Source organism: Streptomyces sp. NPDC017943 (assembly GCF_044328425.1).
Taxonomy (GTDB): Bacteria; Actinomycetota; Actinomycetes; order Streptomycetales; family Streptomycetaceae; genus Streptomyces; species Streptomyces djakartensis_A.
This window is the reverse complement of sequence record NZ_JBIRHH010000012.1, coordinates 123,281-145,301: the sequence shown is the minus strand read 5'-3', so window position 1 is coordinate 145,301 and position 22,021 is coordinate 123,281. Positions and strand designations below refer to the sequence as shown.

Annotated in this window: 25 protein-coding genes; 19 read left to right on the top strand and 6 right to left on the bottom strand. The window is 73.6% G+C overall.

The window, feature by feature from the left end:
• Window positions 1-3: 3 nt before the first annotated feature.
• The gene (locus tag ACH4C6_RS31235) at window positions 4-1,581 is read right to left on the bottom strand and encodes an oxidoreductase (RefSeq protein WP_398112011.1); all 1,578 of its coding nucleotides are present in this window, start codon (window positions 1,579-1,581) and stop codon (window positions 4-6) included.
• A gap of 188 nt (window positions 1,582-1,769) precedes the next feature.
• On the opposite strand from ACH4C6_RS31235, the gene hisD reads away from it, so the two are divergent.
• The 8 genes from hisD to hisF are packed head-to-tail and all read left to right on the top strand — an operon-like array spanning window position 1,770 to window position 7,518.
• Entirely contained in the window at window positions 1,770-3,095 is a 1,326-nt protein-coding gene (gene hisD, locus ACH4C6_RS31230) for a histidinol dehydrogenase (RefSeq protein WP_398112010.1), read from the top strand.
• On the top strand, window positions 3,092-4,213 hold the full coding sequence (locus ACH4C6_RS31225) for a histidinol-phosphate transaminase (RefSeq protein WP_398112009.1): 1,122 nt from the start codon (window positions 3,092-3,094) through the stop codon (window positions 4,211-4,213). Before hisD ends, ACH4C6_RS31225 begins: the two co-directional genes overlap by 4 nt.
• The gene (hisB, locus tag ACH4C6_RS31220; protein WP_398112008.1) at window positions 4,210-4,803 is read left to right on the top strand and encodes an imidazoleglycerol-phosphate dehydratase HisB; all 594 of its coding nucleotides are present in this window, start codon (window positions 4,210-4,212) and stop codon (window positions 4,801-4,803) included. Before ACH4C6_RS31225 ends, hisB begins: the two co-directional genes overlap by 4 nt.
• Window positions 4,800-4,964 carry a hypothetical protein gene (locus ACH4C6_RS31215; protein WP_398112007.1) on the top strand — a complete coding sequence of 55 codons (165 nt, stop codon included), beginning with the start codon at window positions 4,800-4,802 and terminating at the stop codon, window positions 4,962-4,964. The genes hisB and ACH4C6_RS31215 overlap by 4 nt, the downstream gene beginning before the upstream one ends.
• 8 nt (window positions 4,965-4,972) lie before the next feature.
• Window positions 4,973-5,614 (top strand): imidazole glycerol phosphate synthase subunit HisH, encoded by a 642-nt coding sequence (gene hisH / locus ACH4C6_RS31210; protein ID WP_398112059.1) that lies wholly within the window; start codon window positions 4,973-4,975, stop codon window positions 5,612-5,614.
• Window positions 5,614-6,342, top strand: coding sequence for a bifunctional 1-(5-phosphoribosyl)-5-((5-phosphoribosylamino)methylideneamino)imidazole-4-carboxamide isomerase/phosphoribosylanthranilate isomerase PriA (priA, locus tag ACH4C6_RS31205; RefSeq protein ID WP_383503571.1), 729 nt, complete (start codon window positions 5,614-5,616; stop codon window positions 6,340-6,342). The genes hisH and priA overlap by 1 nt, the downstream gene beginning before the upstream one ends.
• A complete protein-coding gene (locus ACH4C6_RS31200) occupies window positions 6,339-6,749 on the top strand; it encodes a RidA family protein (protein WP_398112006.1) in 411 nt (136 codons plus the stop codon). The genes priA and ACH4C6_RS31200 overlap by 4 nt, the downstream gene beginning before the upstream one ends.
• Before the next feature lie 13 nt (window positions 6,750-6,762).
• On the top strand, window positions 6,763-7,518 hold the full coding sequence (gene hisF / locus ACH4C6_RS31195) for an imidazole glycerol phosphate synthase subunit HisF (RefSeq protein WP_398112005.1): 756 nt from the start codon (window positions 6,763-6,765) through the stop codon (window positions 7,516-7,518).
• A gap of 50 nt (window positions 7,519-7,568) precedes the next feature.
• Here the strand turns inward: hisF and ACH4C6_RS31190 are convergent, their stop codons facing one another.
• Window positions 7,569-8,204, bottom strand: a complete 636-nt coding sequence (locus ACH4C6_RS31190) for a TIGR03085 family metal-binding protein (RefSeq protein WP_398112004.1) — start codon at window positions 8,202-8,204, stop codon at window positions 7,569-7,571.
• Window positions 8,205-8,325: 121 nt separating this feature from the next.
• Between ACH4C6_RS31190 and hisI the strand changes: the two genes are divergently transcribed.
• The 11 genes from hisI to lgt all read left to right on the top strand — a co-directional run bounded on the left by hisI (window position 8,326) and on the right by lgt (window position 17,065).
• Window positions 8,326-8,721 (top strand): phosphoribosyl-AMP cyclohydrolase, encoded by a 396-nt coding sequence (gene hisI / locus ACH4C6_RS31185; protein WP_398112003.1) that lies wholly within the window; start codon window positions 8,326-8,328, stop codon window positions 8,719-8,721.
• Window positions 8,722-8,732: 11 nt separating this feature from the next.
• Window positions 8,733-10,214 carry an anthranilate synthase component I gene (locus ACH4C6_RS31180; RefSeq protein ID WP_398112002.1) on the top strand — a complete coding sequence of 494 codons (1,482 nt, stop codon included), beginning with the start codon at window positions 8,733-8,735 and terminating at the stop codon, window positions 10,212-10,214.
• A 41-nt stretch (window positions 10,215-10,255) separates the two neighbouring features.
• Window positions 10,256-10,900, top strand: coding sequence for a TIGR02234 family membrane protein (locus ACH4C6_RS31175; RefSeq protein ID WP_398112001.1), 645 nt, complete (start codon window positions 10,256-10,258; stop codon window positions 10,898-10,900).
• Window positions 10,901-11,010: 110 nt separating this feature from the next.
• On the top strand, window positions 11,011-11,262 hold the full coding sequence (locus ACH4C6_RS31170; protein ID WP_398112000.1) for an HGxxPAAW family protein: 252 nt from the start codon (window positions 11,011-11,013) through the stop codon (window positions 11,260-11,262).
• A gap of 83 nt (window positions 11,263-11,345) precedes the next feature.
• Window positions 11,346-11,780: a DUF2752 domain-containing protein gene (locus ACH4C6_RS31165; protein ID WP_398111999.1), complete on the top strand. Its 435-nt coding sequence runs from the start codon at window positions 11,346-11,348 to the stop codon at window positions 11,778-11,780.
• Window positions 11,781-11,919: 139 nt separating this feature from the next.
• A complete protein-coding gene (gene trpC / locus ACH4C6_RS31160) occupies window positions 11,920-12,729 on the top strand; it encodes an indole-3-glycerol phosphate synthase TrpC (protein WP_398111998.1) in 810 nt (269 codons plus the stop codon).
• 21 nt (window positions 12,730-12,750) lie between these two features.
• Entirely contained in the window at window positions 12,751-12,918 is a 168-nt protein-coding gene (trpM, locus tag ACH4C6_RS31155) for a tryptophan biosynthesis modulator TrpM (RefSeq protein ID WP_398111997.1), read from the top strand.
• Window positions 12,919-13,022: 104 nt separating this feature from the next.
• Window positions 13,023-14,306, top strand: a complete 1,284-nt coding sequence (gene trpB, locus ACH4C6_RS31150) for a tryptophan synthase subunit beta (protein WP_398111996.1) — start codon at window positions 13,023-13,025, stop codon at window positions 14,304-14,306.
• Window positions 14,303-15,121, top strand: a complete 819-nt coding sequence (gene trpA, locus ACH4C6_RS31145) for a tryptophan synthase subunit alpha (protein WP_398111995.1) — start codon at window positions 14,303-14,305, stop codon at window positions 15,119-15,121. Before trpB ends, trpA begins: the two co-directional genes overlap by 4 nt.
• 86 nt (window positions 15,122-15,207) lie before the next feature.
• The gene (locus ACH4C6_RS31140) at window positions 15,208-15,984 is read left to right on the top strand and encodes a thioredoxin domain-containing protein (RefSeq protein WP_398111994.1); all 777 of its coding nucleotides are present in this window, start codon (window positions 15,208-15,210) and stop codon (window positions 15,982-15,984) included.
• Between the two features lie 85 nt (window positions 15,985-16,069).
• The gene (lgt, locus tag ACH4C6_RS31135; RefSeq protein ID WP_398111993.1) at window positions 16,070-17,065 is read left to right on the top strand and encodes a prolipoprotein diacylglyceryl transferase; all 996 of its coding nucleotides are present in this window, start codon (window positions 16,070-16,072) and stop codon (window positions 17,063-17,065) included.
• 401 nt (window positions 17,066-17,466) lie between these two features.
• On the opposite strand, the gene ACH4C6_RS31130 is transcribed toward lgt, so the two are convergent.
• The 4 genes from ACH4C6_RS31130 to ACH4C6_RS31115 are packed head-to-tail and all read right to left on the bottom strand — an operon-like array spanning window position 17,467 to window position 22,017.
• Entirely contained in the window at window positions 17,467-18,306 is an 840-nt protein-coding gene (locus ACH4C6_RS31130) for an HpcH/HpaI aldolase/citrate lyase family protein (RefSeq protein WP_398111992.1), read from the bottom strand.
• Window positions 18,303-19,502 (bottom strand): CaiB/BaiF CoA transferase family protein, encoded by a 1,200-nt coding sequence (locus ACH4C6_RS31125; RefSeq protein ID WP_398111991.1) that lies wholly within the window; start codon window positions 19,500-19,502, stop codon window positions 18,303-18,305. The genes ACH4C6_RS31130 and ACH4C6_RS31125 overlap by 4 nt, the downstream gene beginning before the upstream one ends.
• Window positions 19,499-20,860, bottom strand: coding sequence for an ADP-ribosylglycohydrolase family protein (locus tag ACH4C6_RS31120; RefSeq protein WP_398111990.1), 1,362 nt, complete (start codon window positions 20,858-20,860; stop codon window positions 19,499-19,501). The genes ACH4C6_RS31125 and ACH4C6_RS31120 overlap by 4 nt, the downstream gene beginning before the upstream one ends.
• Window positions 20,848-22,017, bottom strand: coding sequence for an ADP-ribosylglycohydrolase family protein (locus ACH4C6_RS31115; protein ID WP_398111989.1), 1,170 nt, complete (start codon window positions 22,015-22,017; stop codon window positions 20,848-20,850). The genes ACH4C6_RS31120 and ACH4C6_RS31115 overlap by 13 nt, the downstream gene beginning before the upstream one ends.
• Window positions 22,018-22,021: the final 4 nt, after the last annotated feature.

Below are 22,021 nucleotides of genomic sequence, written 5' to 3'. Positions count from 1 at the left end.
ACATCACGTGCGCCGCAGCAGCCGGGTCGCGCCCGCCGCGACCGTCGTCGCCAGGATCCAGCCGAGCAGGATCATCGCCGTCGCCAGCCACTGCCACCCCCCGCGCAGCTGCCAGAAGCCCACCTGGCCCAGGTCGACGACCGGCAGCAGCAGGTCGAGGGTGAAGAGCACCGGACTCCACTCCGGGTGCTCGCCGCGCTTCATCGGCGGGTGCCCGGCCTGCGCGAAGGCGACGGAGCCCGCCGCCCACAGCACCACCATCCACACCGCCGCCCGCCCCGGCCGGTAGCCGTAGGCGACCGTCCAGTCCTGCGCGTAGCCCCACACCTTGGCCGCCGGCGGCAGGCTTTCGCGGTGCCGGCGCTGCTTGGCGAGCAGCACCTCGCGGGCGCCCTGGTCCTCCCCGCCCGCCCGCAGCACGGCCGCGAGCCGCTCGTACGGCTCCGGGTTGTACTCGGCGGTCGCCGCGGCGACCCACCGGAGCCGCTCGTCCAGCGGGAACGGCCCGCGCGGCACGAGGTTCTCGTAGGCGAAGCCGCCCATGTGCAGCCGCCCGGGGCCGGGCCAGGCGTCCGCCCGGTCCATCAGGTTGACGACCTTCGCCCCGGACAGCACCACCCGCCCGCGCGCCGGCCGCTCCCCGAGGAACCGCAGCTCCGGCGTCTGCACCCGGCGCAGCGACACCTCCTGGTCGTCCGCGAGGGTGAACCGGGCCAGCTCGAAGTCGACGGCGTCGCCGAACCGCCCGTCGTCCAGCCGCATCCCGCCCTCGCAGGCGAACCGCTGGATCCGGGTCCCCTCCGCCGGGGTCATCCCGCTCATCGCCTGCGCCCCCACGCCCGCCGGGGTCAGGTACAGACTGCGCTCGACGGTCAGCTGCGGGGCGTTCAGCGCCAGCCGGGCGTACGGGTGGGTCAGCCGGGCCCCGCGCAGGCTCAGCGACACGCCGACGGTCGCCGCGCGCAGGCTCAGCTCGCCGTGCGACTCCAGCAGCTCGGCCTGAAGGTCCTGGCCGACGGTCAGGCCGTCCGCCGCGATCGACCGGCCGCTGCGGTCCCGGTGCACGACCGCCTGGTTCAGCATCAGGTCCGTGCCGATCTGCGCGTCGGTGAGCCGGATGCCGTGGTGGAAGCGGCAGCGCGGCAGGTGCAGGTCCCCCTCCGTCTGCACCCGGGCCGCCTCCAGCCGCGGCACCGAGCAGTCCACCATCCGAAGGGTCGTGAAGCGGGCCTCCGGCAGCAGCACGTCCTGCTCGAACCGGCAGCGGCGCAGCTCCACATAGGGCTCCACCGTGCCGCCCGCGAGGTCCAGCGAGCCGCTGACCTGCACCCCGACCAGCTTCAGCGACGCCACCCGCCCGGCCAGGGCGGGCGGTCCGTCCAGCAGCAGCCAGCACACGATGCGCGCCCGCACGGTCCGCTCCGCGTCCCACGGCCCGCCCGCGTGCGGGTCGTCCGCCACGGCGTCCCCACTGCTCAGGTCGTACACGCTGCCGTTGCGGAACGCCTGCCACATGCCCGCCTCGGCGGCGGTGAGGTCGTCGGGCAGCTCCCCGGCGCGCACGCCGTCCCCCTCGGTCACAGGTCTCCCTCCCTCCCCGGATACTCGCGGGTTGGTCCCTTCGTACAACCGTTCATGCCCGCAGGGTGACGGTCCGAAAGCACGGAGTGAGGGCGAAATGAGGGCGGTCTTCCGGAATCCGCGGCGCGTTGTATCAGCCATTGATACGCGCGGACAGTGCCTCACCCGGGTCTGAGAGAATTGAGCACGTGATCTCCCGAATCGATCTGCGCGGCGACGCCCTCGTCGAGGGCCCCGCCCTGCGTGACCTGCTGCCCCGAGCCGACTTCGATGTACAGGCCGCCCTGGACAAGGTGCGTCCGATCTGCGAGGACGTGCATCATCGGGGCGACGCGGCGCTGATCGACGCGGCCGAGCGGTTCGACGGGGTCCGGCTCGACCAGGTGCGCGTCCCCGCCGCCGCGCTCACCCGCGCGCTGGAGGAGCTCGACCCGGCCGTGCGCGCGGCCCTGGAGGAGTCCATCCGCCGTGCCCGGACCGTCCACCGCGCGCAGCGCCGGTCCACGCACACCACCCAGGTCGTGCCCGGCGGAACCGTGACCGAGAAGTGGGTTCCGGTCGAGCGCGTCGGGCTGTACGCACCCGGCGGCCGGTCGGTCTACCCGTCCTCCGTGATCATGAACGTGGTGCCCGCGCAGGAGGCCGGCGTGGAGTCCGTCGCGCTCGCCTCGCCCGCGCAGGCCGACTTCGGCGGTCTGCCGCACCCGACGATCCTCGCCGCCTGCGCCCTGCTCGGCGTCGACGAGGTCTACGCGGCCGGCGGTGCCACGGCCGTCGCGATGTTCGCCTACGGCACCGAGTCCTGCGCCCCCGCGAACATGGTCACCGGCCCCGGCAACATCTGGGTCGCCGCCGCCAAGCGCTACTTCACCGGCAGGATCGGCATCGACGCCGAGGCCGGCCCGACCGAGATCGCGGTCCTCGCCGACGACACCGCCGACCCGGTGCACATCGCCTCCGACCTGATCAGCCAGGCCGAGCACGACCCGCTGGCCGCCGCCGTCCTGGTCACCGACTCCGCCGACCTCGCCGACGCCGTCGAGAAGGAACTGGAGCCGCAGGTCGCCGCCAGCAAGCACGTCGAGGACCGCATCGTCCCGGCCCTGTCCGGCAGGCAGTCGGCGATCGTCCTGGTCGACGGCGTCGAGGAGGGCCTGAAGGTGGTCGACGCGTACGGCGCCGAGCACCTGGAGATCCAGACCGCCGACGCCGCCGCGGTGGCCGACCGGGTCCGCAACGCCGGCGCGATCTTCATCGGCCCCTGGGCGCCCGTGTCGCTGGGCGACTACGCCGCCGGGTCCAACCACGTCCTGCCCACCGGCGGCTGCGCCTGCCACTCCTCGGGCCTGTCCGTGCAGTCCTTCCTGCGCGGCATCCACGTCGTCGACTACACGCGCGAGGCGCTGGCCGACGTCGCGCACCACGTGGTCACGCTGGCCGAGGCGGAGGACCTGCCGGCCCACGGCGCGGCGATCAAGGCGAGGTTCGACTGGAAGGTTCCGCAGGGCAAGTGAGCGACGTGACGATCGACGATCTCCCCGTACGCGACGAGCTGCGCGGCACATCCCCCTACGGCGCGCCCCAGCTGGACGTCCCCGTACGGCTGAACACCAACGAGAACCCCTATCCGCTGCCCGAGCCGCTGGTCGAGCGCATCGCCGAGCGGGTCCGGGAGGCGGCCAGGAACCTGAACCGCTACCCCGACCGGGACGCGGTCGAGCTGCGCACCCGGCTCGCCGCCTACCTGACCGACACCTCCGGCCACGAGGTCGGTCCGGCGAACGTCTGGGCGGCCAACGGCTCCAACGAGGTCATCCAGCAGCTGCTGCAGACCTTCGGCGGCCCGGGCCGCACGGCGATCGGCTTCGAGCCGTCGTACTCGATGCACGCGCTCATCGCGCGGGGCACCGGGACGGGCTGGATCTCCGGGCCCCGCGGTGCCGACTTCACGATCGACCTCGCCGCCGCCGAGCAGGCCATCGCCGAGCACCGGCCCGACGTGGTCTTCGTCACCACCCCCAACAACCCCACGGGCAACGCCGTCCCGCGCGAGACCGTCCTCGCGCTGTACGAGGCCGCGCAGGCGGCGAAGCCGTCGATGGTGGTGGTCGACGAGGCGTACATCGAGTTCAGCCACGGCGACTCGCTGCTGCCGCTGCTCGAGGGGCGCCCGAACCTCGTCGTCTCGCGCACCATGTCCAAGGCGTTCGGCGCGGCGGGCCTGCGCCTGGGCTACCTGGCCGCCCACCCGGCCGTCGTCGACGCGGTCCAGCTGGTCCGGCTGCCGTACCACCTGTCCGCCGTCACCCAGGCGACCGCCCTGGCCGCCCTGGAACACACGGACACGCTGCTCGGTTATGTGGAACAGCTGAAGGCCGAACGGGACCGCCTGGTCACCGAGCTGCGGGCGGCCGGCTACGAGGTCGTCGACTCCGACGCGAACTTCGTCCAGTTCGGGCGGTTCGACGGCGAGGGCGGCGCGCACGCGGCCTGGCGCTCGATCCTCGACCACGGGGTGCTGGTACGGGACAACGGCATCCCCGGGTGGCTGCGCGTGTCGGCCGGCACCCCCGAAGAGAACGACGCGTTCCTCGACGCGGTCCGTGCACTGAAGAAGGAGCAGAGTCAATGAGCCGCATCGGACGCGTGGAGCGGACGACCAAGGAGACCTCGGTCCTCGTCGAGTTGGACCTCGACGGCACCGGCAAGACGGAGATCTCCACCGGCGTCGGCTTCTACGACCACATGCTCGACCAGCTCGGCCGGCACGGTCTGTTCGACCTGACCGTGAAGACCGAGGGCGACCTGCACATCGACTCGCACCACACGATCGAGGACACCGCCCTCGCCCTCGGCGCCGCCTTCCGGCAGGCCCTCGGCGACAAGGTCGGCATCTACCGCTTCGGCAACTGCACGGTCCCGCTGGACGAGTCCCTCGCCCAGGTCACCGTCGACCTGTCCGGCCGCCCCTACCTCGTGCACACCGAGCCGGAGAAGATGGCGCCGATGATCGGCGAGTACGACACCACCATGACCCGGCACATCCTGGAGTCCTTCGTGGCCCAGGCGCAGATCGCCCTGCACGTGCACGTGCCCTACGGGCGCAACGCGCACCACATCGTGGAGTGCCAGTTCAAGGCGCTGGCCCGGGCCCTGCGCTACGCCTCCGAGCGCGACCCGCGCGCGGCCGGCATTCTCCCCTCCACGAAGGGCGCCCTGTGAGCGGCATCTCGACCCTGCTGATCGTCGTCGGCCTGTTCCTCGCCGGCGGTGTCTACTCGTTCGTGAAGCAGAAGATGCCCAAGGGCCTGATCGTGCTGCTGTCGATCGGCGCGGCCATGTGCCTCGTCGCCGGCGTCGTGCGACTGGAGGTGTGGAATTGAGCAGCCCCCTGAAGACGCGGAAGAAGGTCGTCGTCTTCGACTACGGCTTCGGCAACGTCCGCTCCGCCGAGCGCGCCCTCGCCCGCGCGGGAGCCGACGTCGAGATCACCCGTGACTACGACAAGGCCATGAACGCCGACGGCCTGCTCGTGCCCGGCGTCGGCGCCTTCGCCTCCTGCATGACGGGGCTGCGCGAGGCGCGCGGCGACTGGATCGTCGACCGCCGCCTGTCCGGCGGCCGGCCCGTCATGGGCATCTGCGTCGGCATGCAGATCCTCTTCGCGCGCGGCATCGAGCACGGCGTCGAGAGCGACGGACTCGACGAGTGGCCCGGGTCGGTCGAGCCGCTCCAGGCCGAGGTCGTGCCCCACATGGGCTGGAACACCGTGGAGGCCGCGCCCGGTTCGCGGCTGTTCGCCGGCCTCGACGCGGACGCCCGCTTCTACTTCGTGCACTCCTACGCCGTCCACGACTGGTCCCTGGAGACCCACAACCCGACGATCGAGGCCCCCAAGGTCACCTGGTCCACGCACGGCAAGCCGTTCGTCGCCGCCGTCGAGAACGGCGCCCTGTGGGCCACGCAGTTCCACCCCGAGAAGTCCGGCGACGCCGGAGCCCAGCTGCTGAACAACTGGATCGGAACCCTCTGATGGCTTCGAAGCTCGAACTCCTGCCCGCCGTCGACGTCCGTGACGGCCAGGCGGTCCGCCTGGTGCACGGCGAGTCCGGCACGGAGACCTCCTACGGCTCCCCGCTGGAGGCCGCCCTGGCCTGGCAGCGTTCCGGGGCGGAGTGGCTGCACCTGGTCGACCTGGACGCGGCGTTCGGCACCGGCGACAACCGCGAGCTGATCGCCGAGGTCGCCGGGGCCATGGACATCAAGGTGGAGCTGTCCGGCGGCATCCGCGACGACGACACCCTCGCCGCCGCCCTCGCCACCGGCTGCACCCGCGTCAACCTGGGCACGGCCGCCCTGGAGACCCCCGAGTGGGTCGCCAAGGTCATCGCCGAGCACGGCGACAAGATCGCGGTGGGCCTGGACGTGCGGGGCACCACCCTGCGCGGCCGCGGCTGGACCCGCGACGGCGGCGACCTCTACGAGACGCTGGAGCGCCTGAACAAGGAGGGCTGCGCCCGCTACGTCGTCACCGACATCGCCAAGGACGGCACCCTCCAGGGCCCCAACCTGGAGCTGCTGAAGAACGTCTGCGCGGCCACCGACCGGCCGGTCGTCGCCTCCGGCGGCGTGTCCTCCCTGGACGACCTGCGCGCGATCGCCGGTCTGGTACCGGCCGGTGTCGAGGGCGCGATCGTAGGGAAGGCGCTGTACGCGAAGGCGTTCACCCTGGAAGAAGCCTTGGAGGCTGTGTCGTCATGACGTCCGAAGCCGTACGGCGTGTGCAGAGCGGAAGTCCCTGGGAAGAGTCCTTCGGTTTTGCACGGGCCGTGGCGGCGGGTGACCGTGTGCTCGTCGCGGGCACGACCGCCTTCAAGGGCGACGTGCTCTACGGCGAGGGCGACCCCTACGAACAGGCCAAGGTGGCCTTCACCACCGCTCTGGAGGCGATCGCCGAGTTCGGCCTCACCGCCGACTCGGTGATCCGCACCCGGGTCCACCTGGCCCACGCGCGGGACGTGGAGGCGGTCGGACGGGCCCACCAGGAGCTGTTCGACGCCGTGCGCCCGGCCGCGACCCTGCTGGTCGTGCAGGGGTTCATCGACTCCCGGGTCCTGGTGTCGGTGGAAGTCGAAGCATTCAGAGGCACTCCCTCAGCGGAACACTAGAGGAGCACGATTCATGACCCTGGCGGTCCGAGTCATCCCCTGCCTGGACGTGGACAACGGCCGGGTCGTCAAGGGCGTCAACTTCCAGAACCTGCGCGACGCGGGCGACCCCGTCGAGATGGCGAAGGTGTACGACGCCGAGGGCGCCGACGAGCTGACGTTCCTGGACATCACCGCCTCGTCGGGCGACCGGGAGACCACCTACGACGTGGTGCGCCGCACGGCCGAGCAGGTGTTCATCCCGCTCACGGTCGGCGGCGGCGTGCGCACGGCCGAGGACGTGGACAGGCTGCTGCGGGCCGGTGCCGACAAGGTCGGCGTCAACACGGCGGCCATCGCACGCCCGGAGCTGATCCGCGAGATCGCCGAGCGCTTCGGCCGCCAGGTCCTGGTCCTGTCGGTCGACGCGCGCCGCACCGCATCGGGCTCCTTCGAGGTGACCACCCACGGAGGCCGCCGCGGCACCGGCATCGACGCCGTCGAATGGGCCCACCGGGCCGCCGAGTTGGGCGCGGGGGAGATCCTGCTCAACTCGATGGACGCGGACGGCACGAAGGACGGCTACGACCTGGAGATGATCCGCGCCGTCCGCAAGCACGTCACGGTCCCGGTCATCGCCTCGGGCGGCGCGGGCGCCCTGGCCGACTTCCCGCCGGCCGTCGAGGCGGGCGCGGACGCGGTCCTGGCCGCGTCGGTCTTCCACTTCGGCGACCTGCGCATCGGCCAGGTCAAGCAGACCCTGCGGGAAGCGGGCCACCCGGTGCGGTGAGCTCCCGCCCCACAGAGATGCCCCGGCCGCGCCACGCGACCGGGGCCTTCTCAGATCCCGAGCTGCTTCGACTGCCGGAGCTTGGTGATGGCGTTCTCGTCGCCGGCCAGGTCCACCTTGGCCGCGCTCTGGCGGCCGTAGGAGAACAGGACGAGTTCGGACGGCTCGCCGGTGACCGTGACGACCGGCGTGCCGCGGTGGGCGACCGCCGTCTGGCCGTCCGGGCGGCGCAGCACCAGGCCCGTCGGGACACCCCGGCCCATCAGCCGGGCGGTGCGCTCCAGGCGGGACCACAGCGCGTCCTGGAAGACCGGGTCGAGCTCGCGCGGGGACCAGTCCGGCTGGGCGCGTCGCACGTCCTCGGTGTGGACGTAGAACTCGACGATGTTCGACGCCTCGTCGACGGGCTTGAGGGAGAACGGGGAGAAGCGCGGCGGACCCGTGCGGATCAGCTGGATCAGCTCCTCGTACGGCTTGTCCGAGTACTCGGCCATCACCCGGTCGAGCCGGGACGCGAGCTGTTTGATCAGCATGCCTCCGGCGGCGTCCGGGCGGCGCTCGCGCACCACCACGTGGGCGGCGAGGTCCCGGGTCAGCCAGCCCTCGCACAGGGTGGGCGCGTCCGGGCCCGCGGTCTCCAACAGGTCGGCGAGGAGAAGTCGTTCACGCTTGGCATGGGTCGACATGCGGCCAGCCTACGACCGGCCCCCCGGTCCGCCCAGCGGACGTGCCGGTCGGACCGCCGCGCCGGTCCGCCCAGTGGACACCGGAGAGGGTCCGGCGGCGCGGCGCGGCACAATGGTCGGCATGACCAGCACGCCCGACCGGCCCGGCCGCCTCGACCCGGAGATCGCCGCGCGCCTCAAGCGCAGCGCCGACGGCCTCCTGCCCGCCATCGCCCAGCAGTACGACACCAAAGAGGTGCTCATGCTCGGCTGGATGGACGACGAGGCCCTGCACCGCACCCTGACCACCGGCCGGTGCACGTACTGGTCGCGCAGCCGCCGCGAGTACTGGGTCAAGGGCGACACCTCCGGCCACGTCCAGTGGGTGAAGTCCGTCGCGCTGGACTGCGACGCCGACACACTCCTGGTCCAGGTCGACCAGGTCGGCGCGGCCTGCCACACCGGGGCGCGCACCTGCTTCGACGAGGACGTGCTGCTGAAGGACGGCGGCACCGGCGCCCCCGGCACGGATCAGTAAGGTCACTGGCCATGGACCTCGAGACGTTCCGCAAGCTCGCCACCGACCGGCGGGTCATCCCCGTCACCCGCAAGCTCCTCGCCGACGGCGACACCCCGGTGGCGCTCTACCGCAAGCTCGCCGCGGAGCGCCCCGGCACCTTCCTGCTGGAGTCGGCGGAGAACGGCCGCTCCTGGTCCCGGTACTCCTTCGTCGGCGTCCGCAGCGCCGCCACCCTGACCGAGCGCGACGGCGAGGCCCACTGGCTCGGCGCCCCGCCCGTCGGCGTCCCCACCGGCGGCGACCCGCTCGCCGCGCTGCGGGCCACCATCGAGGCCCTGCACACCCCCCACCAGGAGGGCCTGCCGCCCTTCACCGGCGGCATGGTCGGCTACCTCGGCTACGACATCGTCCGCCGCCTGGAGAAGATCGGCCCCGGCGAGCGCGACGACCTCCGGCTGCCCGAACTGACCATGCTGCTGACCAGCGACCTCGCCGTCATGGACCACTGGGAGGGCTCGGTCCTGCTGATCGCCAACGCGATCAACCACAACGACCTGGAGACGGGCGTCGACGAGGCCCACGCGGACGCGGTGGCCCGCCTCGACGCCATGCAGGCCGACCTGACCCGCCCGGTCCCCCAGCCCCCGGCCGTGCTCCCGCCCTCCGAACTGCCCGCGTACACCGCGCTGTGGGGCGGCCCCGACTACCAGGAGGCCGTCGAGGACATCAAGGAGCGCATCCGGGCCGGCGAGGCCTTCCAGGTCGTGCCCTCCCAGCGCTTCGAGACGCCCTGCACGGCGAGCGCCCTGGACGTCTACCGGGTGCTGCGGGCCACCAACCCCTCGCCGTACATGTACCTCTTCCGCTTCGACGGGTTCGACGTCGTCGGCTCCTCGCCCGAGGCCCTGGTCAAGGTCGAGGACGGCCGGGCCATGGTGCACCCCATCGCGGGCACCCGCCGGCGCGGCGCCACCCCGCAGGAGGACCAGGCCCTCGCCGAGGAACTGCTGGCCGACCCCAAGGAGCGCGCCGAGCACCTCATGCTCGTCGACCTGGGCCGCAACGACCTGGGCCGCGTCTGCGAGCCCGGCTCGGTCGAGGTCGTCGACTTCATGTCCGTCGAGCGCTACTCGCACGTGATGCACATCGTCTCCACGGTCACCGGCCGGGTGGCGCCCGGCCGCAGCGCCTTCGACGTCCTCACCGCCTGCTTCCCGGCCGGGACCCTCTCCGGCGCCCCCAAGCCCCGCGCGATGCAGATCATCGACGAACTCGAGCCGTCCCGGCGCGGGCTGTACGGCGGCTGCGTCGGCTACCTCGACTTCGCCGGCGACTCCGACACCGCCATCGCCATCCGCACCGCCCTCCTGCGCGACGGCACCGCGTACGTGCAGGCCGGAGCGGGTGTCGTCGCCGACTCGGACCCCGTCGCCGAGGACACCGAGTGCCGCAACAAGGCGGCCGCGGTGCTGCGCGCGGTGCACACCGCCAACCGGCTGGGCGGGGCCTGAGACGAACCCCGGGTGACGTATCGCCCCGGGTTCAGGCGATAGTGGAGTACGTGACTGCCGTACCTCACCCCCGTTCCGAAGCCGCCGGACCCGCCCGGGCCGGCCGCCTGAGCCTCGCCGTCGCCCTGCTGGGCGGCGCGCTCGGCGCGGCCGTGGCCCTGCTCGCCACCCGGCAGCAGTGGTCGGAGGGCACCGCGACGGTGGCCGGCGGCGCGTTCCCCCTCACCGCCAGGGGCAGCGACGTCACGGGCGTCCCCGCGGCGCTCGCCATAGTCGGCCTCGCCGCGCTCGTCGCCGTGTTCGCCGTGCGCCGCGCCGGCCGCCTCGTCGTCGCCGCGCTGCTCGCCCTGTCCGGCGCCGGCATCGTCGTCGCGGCCCTGCTGGGCGCCTCCGACAGCTCCGCGCTCGACGAGCAGGCCGCCCAGGCCACCGGCGACACCTCCGCCTCCGTCGGCGCCCTCAGCCACACCGCATGGCCGTACATCGCGGCCGCCGGCGGCGTCCTGATCCTGCTCGCCGGGCTGCTCGCCCTGCGCTACGGCCGCCTGTGGCCGGGGATGTCCGGCCGCTACGAACGCGGCGCCGGCCGGCCCCAGCCGCGCCGCGCGGCCCCGGCCGCCGACCCCGAGCGGCCCGAGGACCTGTGGAAGGCGCTGGACCGGGGCGAGGACCCGACCGGCGCCTGAGCCGCACGGGTGAGCGCCGGGCCCACCCCCGGTGACCCGGCGGGCGCGCGTGCGGGACAATGTCCCCGAGCGTCCTGCTCAGACACGCACACAGCAACGAGGAGCAAGCAATGGCGGGCAGCAGCCACGGTCACACCCCGGCCGCCTGGACCGGTGTCATCATCGCCTTCATCGGTTTCTGCGTCGCGGGCGCCTTCATGGTGATGGACCAGCCCGCGGGCTTCTGGGCGGGCATCGCGCTCACCCTCCTCGGCGGTGTCGTCGGCGGCATCATGCGCATGATGGGCCTGGGCCAGCCGAAGGAGCACCACCAGCCGCACCAGACCACCGGCGACCGCGAGCCGGCGGGCGCCCAGGGCTGAGGACGGCGCCCTCGGGCGTCCTCGCACGAGGGGCGGCCGGCACGCACGTGCCGCGGCCGCCCCTCGCGCGTGCCCGGGGCACAATGCCTGGTGTGAACACCGACCGCCGCCGGGTGCCGACCGGCCTCCCGGGCCGTCTCGCGGTCCCCGCCGGGGTGCTCGCGGCCGTCGCGGCCGCCTTCGCCTACGTCGGCGCGGTGGACCCCAACGAACCCGGCCACTACCCGGCCTGCCCGCTGCTGCGCTACACGGGCCTGTACTGCCCCGGCTGCGGCGGGCTGCGCAGCGCCCACGCCTTCGTCCACGGCGACCTTTCCGCCGCCCTCCAGGGCAACGCCCTCGCGGTCGCCGGCTACCTCGCCTTCGCGGTGCTCTGGACCGTCTGGGTGGTCCACGCCGTCCGCGGGCGCCCGCTGCGGATCGACCCTCCCGCCGCGCTGATGTGGAGCCTCGGGGCATTGCTGCTGGTCTTCACGGTTGTCCGGAACCTGCCCTTCGGTGGCTGGCTCCATCCTTGATCCACTCCGGTATGTCCAGGTAGTGGGACCGGCGTCAACCGGATGTGAGGCCTACGCCCCGCTGCGGATACCATCGCAGTGACCATCGGTTTTCGATCGGTCGCTGGAACTGTCAAGAGTCTGGAAGGGGGCCGCTCGCGTGAGTGTGCTCGACGAGATCATCGACGGAGTCCGAGCCGACCTCGATGAGCGGCAGGCGCGCGTCAGCCTCGACGAGCTCAAGGAGCGCGCGGCGAAGGCTCCCGCCGCCAAGGACGGCGCGGCCGCACTGCGCGGCGACGGCGTCAAGGTCATCTGCGAGGTCAAGCGCTCCAGCCCCTCCAAGGGCGCCCTGGCCGCCATCGCCGACCCGGCCGGCCTCGCCGCGGACTACGAGGCGGGCGGCGCCGCCGTCATCTCCGTCCTCACCGAGCAGCGCCGCTTCGGCGGTTCGCTCGCCGACCTGGAGGCCGTGCGCGCCCGGGTGGACATCCCGGTGCTGCGCAAGGACTTCATCGTCACCTCGTACCAGCTGTGGGAGGCCCGCGCCTACGGCGCCGACGTCGCCCTGCTGATCGTCGCCGCCCTCGACCAGCCGGCCCTGGAGTCCCTCATCGAGCGGGCCGAGTCCATCGGGCTCACCCCGCTGGTCGAGGTGCACGACGAGGACGAGGTGGACCGCGCCGTCGACGCGGGCGCCCGGGTGATCGGCGTCAACGCCCGCAACCTGAAGACCCTCGAGGTCGACCGCGGCACCTTCGAGCGTGTGGCCCCCGAGATCCCGGACCACATCGTCAAGATCGCCGAGTCCGGCGTGCGCGGCCCGCACGACCTCATCGCCTACGCCAACGCCGGCGCCGACGCGGTCCTGGTGGGCGAGTCCCTCGTCACCGGCAAGGACCCGAGGACGGCGGTGTCGGACCTGGTGGCCGCCGGCGAACACCCCGCTCTCCGGCACGGCCGGAGCTGATCTGCCGCTAGGCTTGCCCCGATGACGACCATCCTGACGACCGTGGACCGGTACGCCCGCCTCGCGCGCGGCTGCCGCCCCCGCGGCTGCCGTGCGCCCGCCCGCCGGGTCCACGGCCGCCGCGTCCGGTACGTCATCGGCGACGAGCCGGGCCAGGTCAACGGCATGCGATGGCAGCGCGCCCGTTAGGGGCGCGGGGAACTGCGCGACGCCACACACGGCCCGCGGTCGACGACACAGCCCTGCCCCCACGGCGATCAGTGATCCACCCACACTCACCGTGAGGTATCCGCATGCCCAGCCAGTTCTTCATCCCCGACCCCGAAGGTCAATCACCCGACCCCGAGGGCTACTTCGGGGCCTTCGGCGGCAAGTTCATCCCCGAGGCCCTCGTCGCCGCCGTCGACGAGGTGGCCGTCGAGTACGACAAGGCCAAGCACGACCCGGAGTTCGCCAAGGAGCTCGACGGCCTCCTGGCCGACTACACCGGCCGCCCCTCCGCCCTCACGGAGGTGCCCCGCTTCGCCGAGCACGCCGGCGGCGCACGCGTCTTCCTCAAGCGCGAGGACCTGAACCACACCGGCTCGCACAAGATCAACAACGTGCTCGGCCAGGCTCTGCTCACCAAGCGCATGGGCAAGACCCGGGTCATCGCCGAGACCGGCGCCGGCCAGCACGGTGTCGCGACCGCCACCGCCTGCGCCCTCTTCGGCCTCGACTGCACCATCTACATGGGCGAGATCGACACGCAGCGCCAGGCCCTCAACGTGGCCCGCATGCGCATGCTCGGCGCCGAGGTCATCGCCGTGAAGTCCGGCAGCCGCACGCTCAAGGACGCCATCAACGAGGCGTTCCGGGACTGGGTCGCCAACGTCGACCGCACCCACTACCTCTTCGGCACGGTCGCCGGACCGCACCCCTTCCCGGCCATGGTCCGCGACTTCCACCGCGTCATCGGCGTCGAGGCCCGCCGCCAGCTCCTGGAGCGCGCCGGGCGCCTGCCCGACGCCGCGATCGCCTGCGTCGGCGGCGGCTCCAACGCCATCGGCCTGTTCCACGCCTTCATCCCCGACGAGGGCGTCCGCCTCATCGGCTGCGAGCCCGCCGGGCACGGCGTCGACACCGGCGAGCACGCGGCGACCCTCACCGCGGGCGAGCCGGGCATCCTGCACGGCTCCCGGTCCTACGTCCTGCAGGACGAGGAGGGCCAGATCACCGAGCCCTACTCGATCTCGGCCGGCCTGGACTACCCGGGCATCGGCCCCGAGCACTCCCACCTGAAGGACTCCGGCCGCGGCGAGTACCGCGCGGTCACCGACGACGCGGCCATGCAGGCCCTGCGCCTGCTGTCCCGCACCGAGGGCATCATCCCCGCCATCGAGAGCGCCCACGCCCTGGCCGGCGCCCTCGAGGTGGGCCGGGAACTCGGCGAGGACGGGCTGATCGTGGTCAACCTCTCCGGGCGCGGCGACAAGGACATGGACACCGCCGCGCGCTACTTCGGCCTGTACGACACCGACGCCCAGGTCGCCGAGGACGCCTCCGGCACCGCCGAGATCGAGGGGGACGCCAAGTGAGCGGCAACATCCGGCTGTTGAGCGACACCCTGGCCGCGGCCCGGTCCGAGGGGCGCGCGGCGCTGATCGCCTACCTCCCGGCCGGCTTCCCGACCGTGGACGGCGGCATCGACGCGATCAAGGCCGTCATCGACGGCGGCGCCGACGTCGTCGAGGTGGGCCTGCCGCACAGCGACCCGGTCCTGGACGGCCCCGTCATCCAGACCGCCGACGACATCGCCCTGCGCGGCGGCGTGAAGATCGCCGACGTGATGCGCACCGTCCGCGAGGCCCACGCGGCCACCGGCAAGCCCATCCTCGTCATGACGTACTGGAACCCCATCGACCGCTACGGCGTGGAGCGGTTCACGGCCGAGCTGGCCGAGGCGGGCGGCGCCGGGTGCATCCTGCCCGACCTGCCCGTGCAGGAGTCGGCGCTGTGGAGGGAGCACGCGGAGAAGCACGGTCTCGCCACCGTCTTCGTCGTCGCCCCCAGCAGCAAGGACGAGCGGCTCGCGCAGATCACCGCGGCGGGCAGCGGCTTCGTGTACGCCGCCTCCCTCATGGGCGTCACCGGCACCCGCGCCAGCGTCAGCAACCAGGCCCAGGACCTGGTGGAACGCACCCGGGCCAGCGGGACGGACCTGCCGGTCTGCGTCGGCCTGGGCGTCTCCACCCCCGCCCAGGCCGCCGAGGTCGCGGGCTTCGCCGACGGCGTGATCGTCGGCTCGGCCTTCGTCAAGGCCATGCTCGACGCGCCCGACGCGGCGGCCGGCGTCGAGGCCGTGCGCACGCTCGCCGGCGACCTCGCCCAGGGCGTGCGCGGACAGGCGTAGCACGACCGGAAGTCATACGGGTCCCTCGTACGGGTGGACCTGGAGCCGGGGAGGCGCGGTGCGTCTCCCCTGTTCGTTTCCGGGGTGTGAGCGAGAAGAACCGTGAGGGAAAGCGCACCGCCCGTGAGCGGCTGGCGGTCGAGCGCGAGAAGCAGAAGTCCGCGGACAAGCGCCGGCGCGCCCTGATCGTGGGCGGTGCCGTCGTCGGTGTCCTGGCACTCGCGGCGGTGATCGGCGTCGTCGCCGCCAACGCCGGGAAGGACGAGGGCGACGAGGCCTCGGGCCCGGTCGTGGCCCCCTCGGGAGCGCAGGGCAAGGACAGCCTGGCCATCCCGGTCGGCAAGGACGGCGCCAAGTCCACGCTCACGGTGTGGGAGGACTTCCGCTGCCCCGCCTGCAAGTCCTTCGAGACGGTCTACCGGCCGGTGATCCACGAGCTGACCGAGGCCGGCCGGCTCAAGGTCGAGTACCACCTGGTCACCCTCATCGACGGCAACATGCGCGGCAGCGGCTCGCGCAACGCGGCCAACGCGGCGGCCTGCGCCCAGGACGCCGGGAAGTTCCCCGCGTACCACGACGTGCTCTTCGACAACCAGCCGCAGGAGGTCGACGACGCCTACGCGGACAACGCCAAGCTGATCGAGCTGGCCGGCAAGGTGGACGGCCTGGACACGCCCGCGTTCCGCACGTGCGTCGAGAAGGGCACGCACAACGCCTGGGTCGCCAAGTCGCACCAGGCGTTCGACAAGGGCGACTTCTCCGGCACGCCGACCGTGCTGTTCGACGGCAAGAACATCTACCAGGACCGGACGATGACCCCGGCCAAGCTCAAGCAGATGGTGGAGCAGGCGAACCAGGGATAGGGGGGCGCCCCCCGGCCCCTGTTATGGACCCGTAGCCGGGCCGCCCGCCCCGGGCCCGGTCCGGCACGGTAGCGTCGACCTTGCCATGGAACTTGCCTTCATTCCCAGCCCGTCGCGCGGGGTGCTGTACCTCGGCCCCATTCCGCTGCGCGGCTACGCGTTCTGCATCATCATCGGCGTCTTCGTTGCCGTCTGGCTCGGCAACAGGCGGTGGATCGCCCGGGGCGGGCGGGCCGGCACGGTGGCCGACATCGCTGTCTGGGCCGTGCCCTTCGGCCTGGTCGGCGGGCGCCTCTACCACGTGATCACGGACTACGAGCTGTACTTCAGCGAGGGCCGTGACTGGGTGGACGCCTTCAAGATCTGGGAGGGCGGCCTCGGCATCTGGGGCGCGATCGCGCTGGGCGCGCTGGGTGCCTGGATCGGCTGCCGCCGCCGGGGCATCCCCATGCCGGCCTACGCCGACGCCGTCGCGCCCGGCATCGCCCTCGCGCAGGCCATCGGCCGCTGGGGCAACTGGTTCAACCAGGAGCTGTACGGCAAGCCCACCGATCTGCCGTGGGCCCTGGAGATCACCTCCTCCTCCGACGGGCGGGTCCCGGGCACCTACCACCCGACGTTCCTGTACGAGTCGCTGTGGTGCGTGGGCGTGGCGGTGCTGGTCATCTGGGCCGACCGCCGCTTCCGGCTGGGCCACGGCCGGGCGTTCGCCCTGTACGTCGCCGCGTACTGCTCGGGCCGCGCCTGGATCGAGTACATGCGAGTCGACGACGCGCACCACGTCCTGGGCCTGCGGCTGAACGTGTGGACCGCGATCCTGGTGTTCCTGCTCGCGGTGACGTACTTCGTGGTGTCGGCGAAGAAGCGGCCCGGCCGGGAGGACGTCGTGGAGCCGGGGGCGACGGCCCCGGCGGACGAGTCCGGAGCCGGTGCCGGAGCCGACGGCGAGGAGAAGACCGAGGCGGCGGACGAGGGCGGCGAGCCCGCCGGGAAGACCCCCGGCGAGCCGGCCGGCGCGGCGGAGAAGGACGAGGCCAGGGACGCGGCCCGGGACGAGGCGGGGTCGGGCAAGAAGACCTGACCGACTCTCCGTGCACGGCATCGAGGGCGCCCCGGGACGAACCGGGGCGCCCTCGCCGCGTCCCACCGGCGCCGTGCCGCACCTCGCGGACGCCCTCCCCGCGGCGAGCCGCGGGCGGCAGGCTCGGGGCCCGGCGGCGGAGCAGTAGCCCGGTGGCGGCTGCCGCGGGCCGCGGGCGGGGCGCCGGGGTACTCGCACGCGGCGCGCCCGGGACGTCACATGAGGCGCGCCCGGGAGGTCTCATGTGCGGCGGGCCCGGGCCTCCTCGGCGGTGGGCGGGGGCCCGGCGGAAGTCTCCCTCGCGGTGCCGCCGGCGGTCGTTCAGGTCGGCTGACCGCAGGTCGGGGGCGGGGTGCTGCGGGGTCTCGCAGGTGGCGAGGCCGGCGGGTCTCGCCGGGGGCTCACCCGTGGCGCGTTCCCGGGTGGGTGCCGGGGCGGTGGGTCAGGGAGAGGGTGCGCCGGGCCGCCGCCACCGTCGCCGCGTCGATGAAACGGCCGTCGGGCAGGGCCTGGGCGCCCGGGTCGGCCGCCGCCGCCTTGAGGACCGACTCGGCCCGTTCGATCTCCTCCTCGGTGGGCAGGTAGGCGCGCTCGATCACCGGGAGCTGGCGGGGATGGATCGCGGCCCGGCCGAGGAAGCCCAGTGCGCGGCCGTGGGCGCAGGAGGCGGCCAGACCCGGCAGGTCGCGGATGTCGGGGTGGACGGACTGGGCCGGTGGGGGCAGCCCCGCGGCACGGGCGGCCACGACCACCCGTGAGCGCGGCCAGTCCAGGCCCCGGTCGTCGCGCACGCCGAGGTCGGCCCGCAGGTCCGCCTCCCCGAGGGAGATGCCGCGCAGTCCCGGGTGGGCGGTGGCGATGGCGTACGCCCGTTCCACGGCGAGGGCCGACTCCACCAGGGCGTGCAGACCGGCGGTGACCCGGCTCGCGACCCGGACGATCTCCGCGGGCGAGGTCACCTTGGGCAGGCGCAGCCCGGACAGGCCGGGCGCCCGCCCGAGGGCGGCGACGTCCTCCTCGCCCCAGGCGCTGCCCGGGGCGTTGACGCGGACGTGGACCGGGACCGGCGGCGCCTCGGCGAGGAACTCGGCGGTGGCGGCCCGCGCGTACGCCTTGCGGTCGGGGGCGACCGCGTCCTCCAGGTCGATCACCACCGCGTCGGCGCCGTGGGTGAGGGCCTTCGCCACCACGTGCGGCCGGTCGCCCGGCGCATAGAGCCAGGTGAGGGGGTGCCCCGTCACAGGGCGCCCTCGGTGCGCAGTGCGGTGAGCTCGGCCGGGGTCAGGCCCAGTTCGGTGAGGACCTCGTCCGTGTCGGCGCCGTGCGGCCGGCCCGCCCAGCGGATCGCGCCGGGCGTGGCGGACAGGCGGAAGAGGACGTTCTGCATGCGCAGCGGACCCAGCTCCGGGTCGTCGACGGTGGTGACGGTGTCCAGGGCCTGGTACTGCGGGTCCGCCATCACGTCCCGGACGTCGTAGATCGGGGCCGCCGCCGCCTCGGCCTTCTCGAAGGCGGCCAGCACGTCGGTGCGGGTGCGCCCGGCGATCCAGGAGCCGACCGCCCCGTCCAGGACGTCGGCGTGCCGGGCCCGCTCGGCGCCGGTCGCGAACCAGGGCTCGTCGATCAGCTCCGGGCGGCCGACCAGGTGCATCACGCGCTCGGCGACCGACTGCGCCGAGGTGGAGACCGCGACCCAGGAGCCGTCCGCCGTGCGGTACACACCGCGCGGCGCGTTGTTGGGGGAGCGGTTGCCGGTGCGCGGCTGGACGTGGCCGAGCTGGTCGAACCAGAGGGGCTGCGGGCCGAGGGCGGCCAGGATCGGCTCGATCAGGGCCATGTCCACGACCTGGCCCTCGCCGGTCCGCTCGCGCGCCGCGAGGGCCGTCATCACGGCGTACGCCGTCGTCAGCCCCGCGATGGCGTCGGCCAGGCCGAACGGGGGCAGGGTCGGGGGCGCGTCCGGTTCGCCGGTGATCGCGGCGAAGCCGCTCATGGCCTCGGCGAGGGTGCCGAAGCCGGGCCGGTGTGCGTAGGGGCCGAACTGGCCGAACCCGGTGACGCGGGCCAGGACCAGCCGCGGATTGGCGGCCGACAGCTCCGGCCAGCCCAGGTCCCACTTCTCCAGGGTGCCGGGGCGGAAGTTCTCGACGATCACGTCGGCGGTGGCGGCCAGGCGCAGCAGCGTCGCGCGCCCCCCGGGCCTGGACAGGTCCAGGGTGATGGTGCGCTTGTTGCGGCCGAGCGTCTTCCACCACAGCCCCACGCCGTCCTTGGACGGGCCGTGGCCGCGTGAGGGGTCCGGCTTCGAGGGGTGCTCCACCTTGACGACGTCCGCGCCGAAGTCGCCGAGCAGGGTGGCGGCCATCGGGCCGGCGAAGAGGGTGGCGAGGTCGAGGACGCGCAGACCGGACAGGGGAGTGGGCTGGGGCACGGTCATGGGCGGTGCATCTCCCGGTGCGTGAGGTGGGCGAGCGTGTCGAAGCCGATGCCGTCGAAGTCGCCCACCGACGTGGCCAGACGGTTCTTCAGGGGGGCCGTCCAGTGGTCCGGCAGCGCCGCGGGGTGCCCGGCCAGCAGTCCCGCGATGCTGCCGGCCGTGGCGCCGTTGGAGTCGGTGTCCCAGCCGCCGCCGACCGCGCGGCTGATCGAGCCGCCGAAGTCGCCGTCGGCGTGGGTGAGGGCGGCGGCGATCAGGGCGGTGTTGGGGACGGCGTGCACCCAGTGGTGGCCGCCGGCGTGGACGGCGTGGAGTTCGTCGACGACCGTGTCGAAGTCCTCGTGCTCGCCCGCCAGTCGCACGGCGTGCCGGACGGCCGCGGCGAGGCGGGAGCGCGGGGGGACGACGGTGAGGCCGGCGTGCAGGCAGGCGTGCACGTCGTGGTCGCCGCTCGCGGCCGTCGCGATCGCGGCGGCGGTGAACATCGCCGCGTAGACGCCGTTGCGGGTGTGGGTCAACGTGGCGTCCCGGTACGCCTGTTCGGCGGCGGCGGCCGGGTCGCCGGGGTGGGTCCAGCCGTGGACGTCGGCCCGGATCAGGGCGCCGATCCACTCCCGGAACGGGTTGCGGTGGCGGGCGGTGTGCGGGGGTTCCAGGCCGCAGAGCAGATTGCGGTAGGCGACGCGCTCGGCGGTGAAGGTGCGGCCCGCGGGGAGTTCGTCGAGCCAGGTGCGGGCCACGTCGGCGGTGGTGAAGGCCGTGCCGTGGCGCCGGAGGAGGATCAGGTTCAGCAGCGGGTAGTTGAGGTCGTCGTCCTCGGGCATGCCGTCGATGTTCTCGGCGAGGGAGGTGGCGGCCGAGCGGCGGTTCCAGGGGTGCTCCCGCAGCAGGTCCGCCGGGACGCCGCGGGCGGTGAAGTAGCCGGCGAGGGGCCAGTTGCCGGTGGAGCGGGCGAGCCGGCGGACGGCGTCCAGGGGCAGCTTCTCCACCGGTTTGCCCAGCAGGCAGCCGGCGGCCCGGCCGAGCCAGGCGGCCTCCAGGCGATCGGGGGTGGTGGTGGGCCGGCTCACCGGGGCGGGCCAGTCGGGGCAGGCGGCCCTGATCGCCTCCAGACCGGTCGGCTCGTCGTCCGCCGACGCGCTGGGCAGGTCGGCCAGTTCGTCCAGGAGGTCCTCCGCCAGGCCCCGCAGGTAGCGGGAGGCCGGGGTGGGGGAGGCCCCGGCCGTCAGCGGGGCCTCGGGGCCGCCCGCCGCACGCCAGCGGGCCGCGATCCGCGACGGCTCGCGTCCGTCCTGGGCCGCCTGGCGCAGCTCGTGGCCGATCAGGTCCTCCGGCTGGACCCAGGTCAGTCGGAGCATTCCCGGCCTCCGAGCACGGCGAAGGCCCGCTCGTGGGCGCGGCGGCGGGCCACGTCCTTGGCGAAGATCTCGCGGGTCACGGCCGTCAGCGTCGCCGCGGGTTCCCACAGGTCCAGGCGGCTGGCCTCCGCCACCGTCTTCGCCCACTCCTCGGGCACCGGCGACCCGAGGGCGCCTGCCAGGGCGCCCGCCATGGTGGCGATCGAGTCGCAGTCGCGCCCGTAGTTGACGGCGCCCAGGACCGCGTGGCGGTAGTCGCCGCGCGCGACGGTCACCATGCCCAGGGCCACCGGGAGTTCCTCGATGGCGTGCAGCCGGGACGGGCGGCGGGCGCCGAGGGAGGGAGCCCGGTAGTCGGGGCCCACGGTGTCGTACGGGGCGACCGCCTCGCGCAGCGGGGTGAGGGCCGACTCGAAGTCGGTGTGGCGCGCGGCCTCCTCGCAGACCCGCTCGATCGCCGCGCGGGTGCCGTCCTTCGCCAGGGCCAGGCACGCGGAGACGACCGAGTCCGCACTCGCCCCGGGGGCACAGGCCGCCGCCACCGCCGCGGCCAGCACGCCCGCCGCCTCACGGCCGTACGACGACTGGTGCGCGCCGGCGATGTCCAGGGCCTCGGCGTACGCCGCCCGCGGGTCGGCCGCGTTGACCAGGCCCACGGGCGCGGCGTACATGGCCGCGCCGCAGTTGACGATGTTGCCGGTGCCCGCCTCGCGCGGGTCGGCGTGGCCGTAGTGGATGCGGGTGACCAGCCACTTCTCGGCGAGGAAGAGGCGCTGGAGGGGGAGCGCCTCGGTCTCCAGCTCCGGGATCCAGCGGGGTTCGGTCATCAGGTCGGGGACCAGGTGGTCGGCGATCGCGTAGGCGTCGAGGTGGTCGCGGACCCGGGCGTAGACGCGGATCAGGGCGTGCGTCATCAAGGTGTCGTCGGTGACGTGGCCGTCGCCCTTGTGGTACGGCGCCAGGGGGCGGGCGGTGCGCCAGTCGTCGCCGTGCCAGGGGCCGACGACGCCGTGGACGCGGCCGCCGTGGCGTTCCAGGATCTGCTCGGGGCTGTAGCCCTCGACGGGGCCGCCGAGGGCGTCGCCGACGGCCGCGCCGACGAGGGCGCCGGTGATCCGCTCGTCCAGTGAGGTGTTTTGGTGCGATTCGGGCTGCATGGGC

What these genes read in the sequence shown, in the direction of transcription:
- ACH4C6_RS31200 (WP_398112006.1), top strand. Translation starts at nt 6,339, where the DNA reads ATGACGTCCGAAGCCGTACGGCGTGTGCAGAGCGGAAGTCCCTGGGAA.
- ACH4C6_RS31165 (WP_398111999.1), top strand. Translation starts at nt 11,346, where the DNA reads ATGCCTGGTGTGAACACCGACCGCCGCCGGGTGCCGACCGGCCTCCCG.
- ACH4C6_RS31170 (WP_398112000.1), top strand. Translation starts at nt 11,011, where the DNA reads ATGGCGGGCAGCAGCCACGGTCACACCCCGGCCGCCTGGACCGGTGTC.
- ACH4C6_RS31115 (WP_398111989.1), bottom strand. Translation starts at nt 22,017, where the DNA reads ATGCAGCCCGAATCGCACCAAAACACCTCACTGGACGAGCGGATCACC.
- trpB (WP_398111996.1), top strand. Translation starts at nt 13,023, where the DNA reads ATGCCCAGCCAGTTCTTCATCCCCGACCCCGAAGGTCAATCACCCGAC.
- hisI (WP_398112003.1), top strand. Translation starts at nt 8,326, where the DNA reads ATGACCAGCACGCCCGACCGGCCCGGCCGCCTCGACCCGGAGATCGCC.
- ACH4C6_RS31180 (WP_398112002.1), top strand. Translation starts at nt 8,733, where the DNA reads ATGGACCTCGAGACGTTCCGCAAGCTCGCCACCGACCGGCGGGTCATC.
- ACH4C6_RS31190 (WP_398112004.1), bottom strand. Translation starts at nt 8,204, where the DNA reads ATGTCGACCCATGCCAAGCGTGAACGACTTCTCCTCGCCGACCTGTTG.
- ACH4C6_RS31125 (WP_398111991.1), bottom strand. Translation starts at nt 19,502, where the DNA reads ATGACCGTGCCCCAGCCCACTCCCCTGTCCGGTCTGCGCGTCCTCGAC.
- priA (WP_383503571.1), top strand. Translation starts at nt 5,614, where the DNA reads ATGGCTTCGAAGCTCGAACTCCTGCCCGCCGTCGACGTCCGTGACGGC.
- ACH4C6_RS31120 (WP_398111990.1), bottom strand. Translation starts at nt 20,860, where the DNA reads ATGCTCCGACTGACCTGGGTCCAGCCGGAGGACCTGATCGGCCACGAG.
- hisF (WP_398112005.1), top strand. Translation starts at nt 6,763, where the DNA reads ATGACCCTGGCGGTCCGAGTCATCCCCTGCCTGGACGTGGACAACGGC.
- trpM (WP_398111997.1), top strand. Translation starts at nt 12,751, where the DNA reads ATGACGACCATCCTGACGACCGTGGACCGGTACGCCCGCCTCGCGCGC.
- lgt (WP_398111993.1), top strand. Translation starts at nt 16,070, where the DNA reads ATGGAACTTGCCTTCATTCCCAGCCCGTCGCGCGGGGTGCTGTACCTC.
- hisB (WP_398112008.1), top strand. Translation starts at nt 4,210, where the DNA reads ATGAGCCGCATCGGACGCGTGGAGCGGACGACCAAGGAGACCTCGGTC.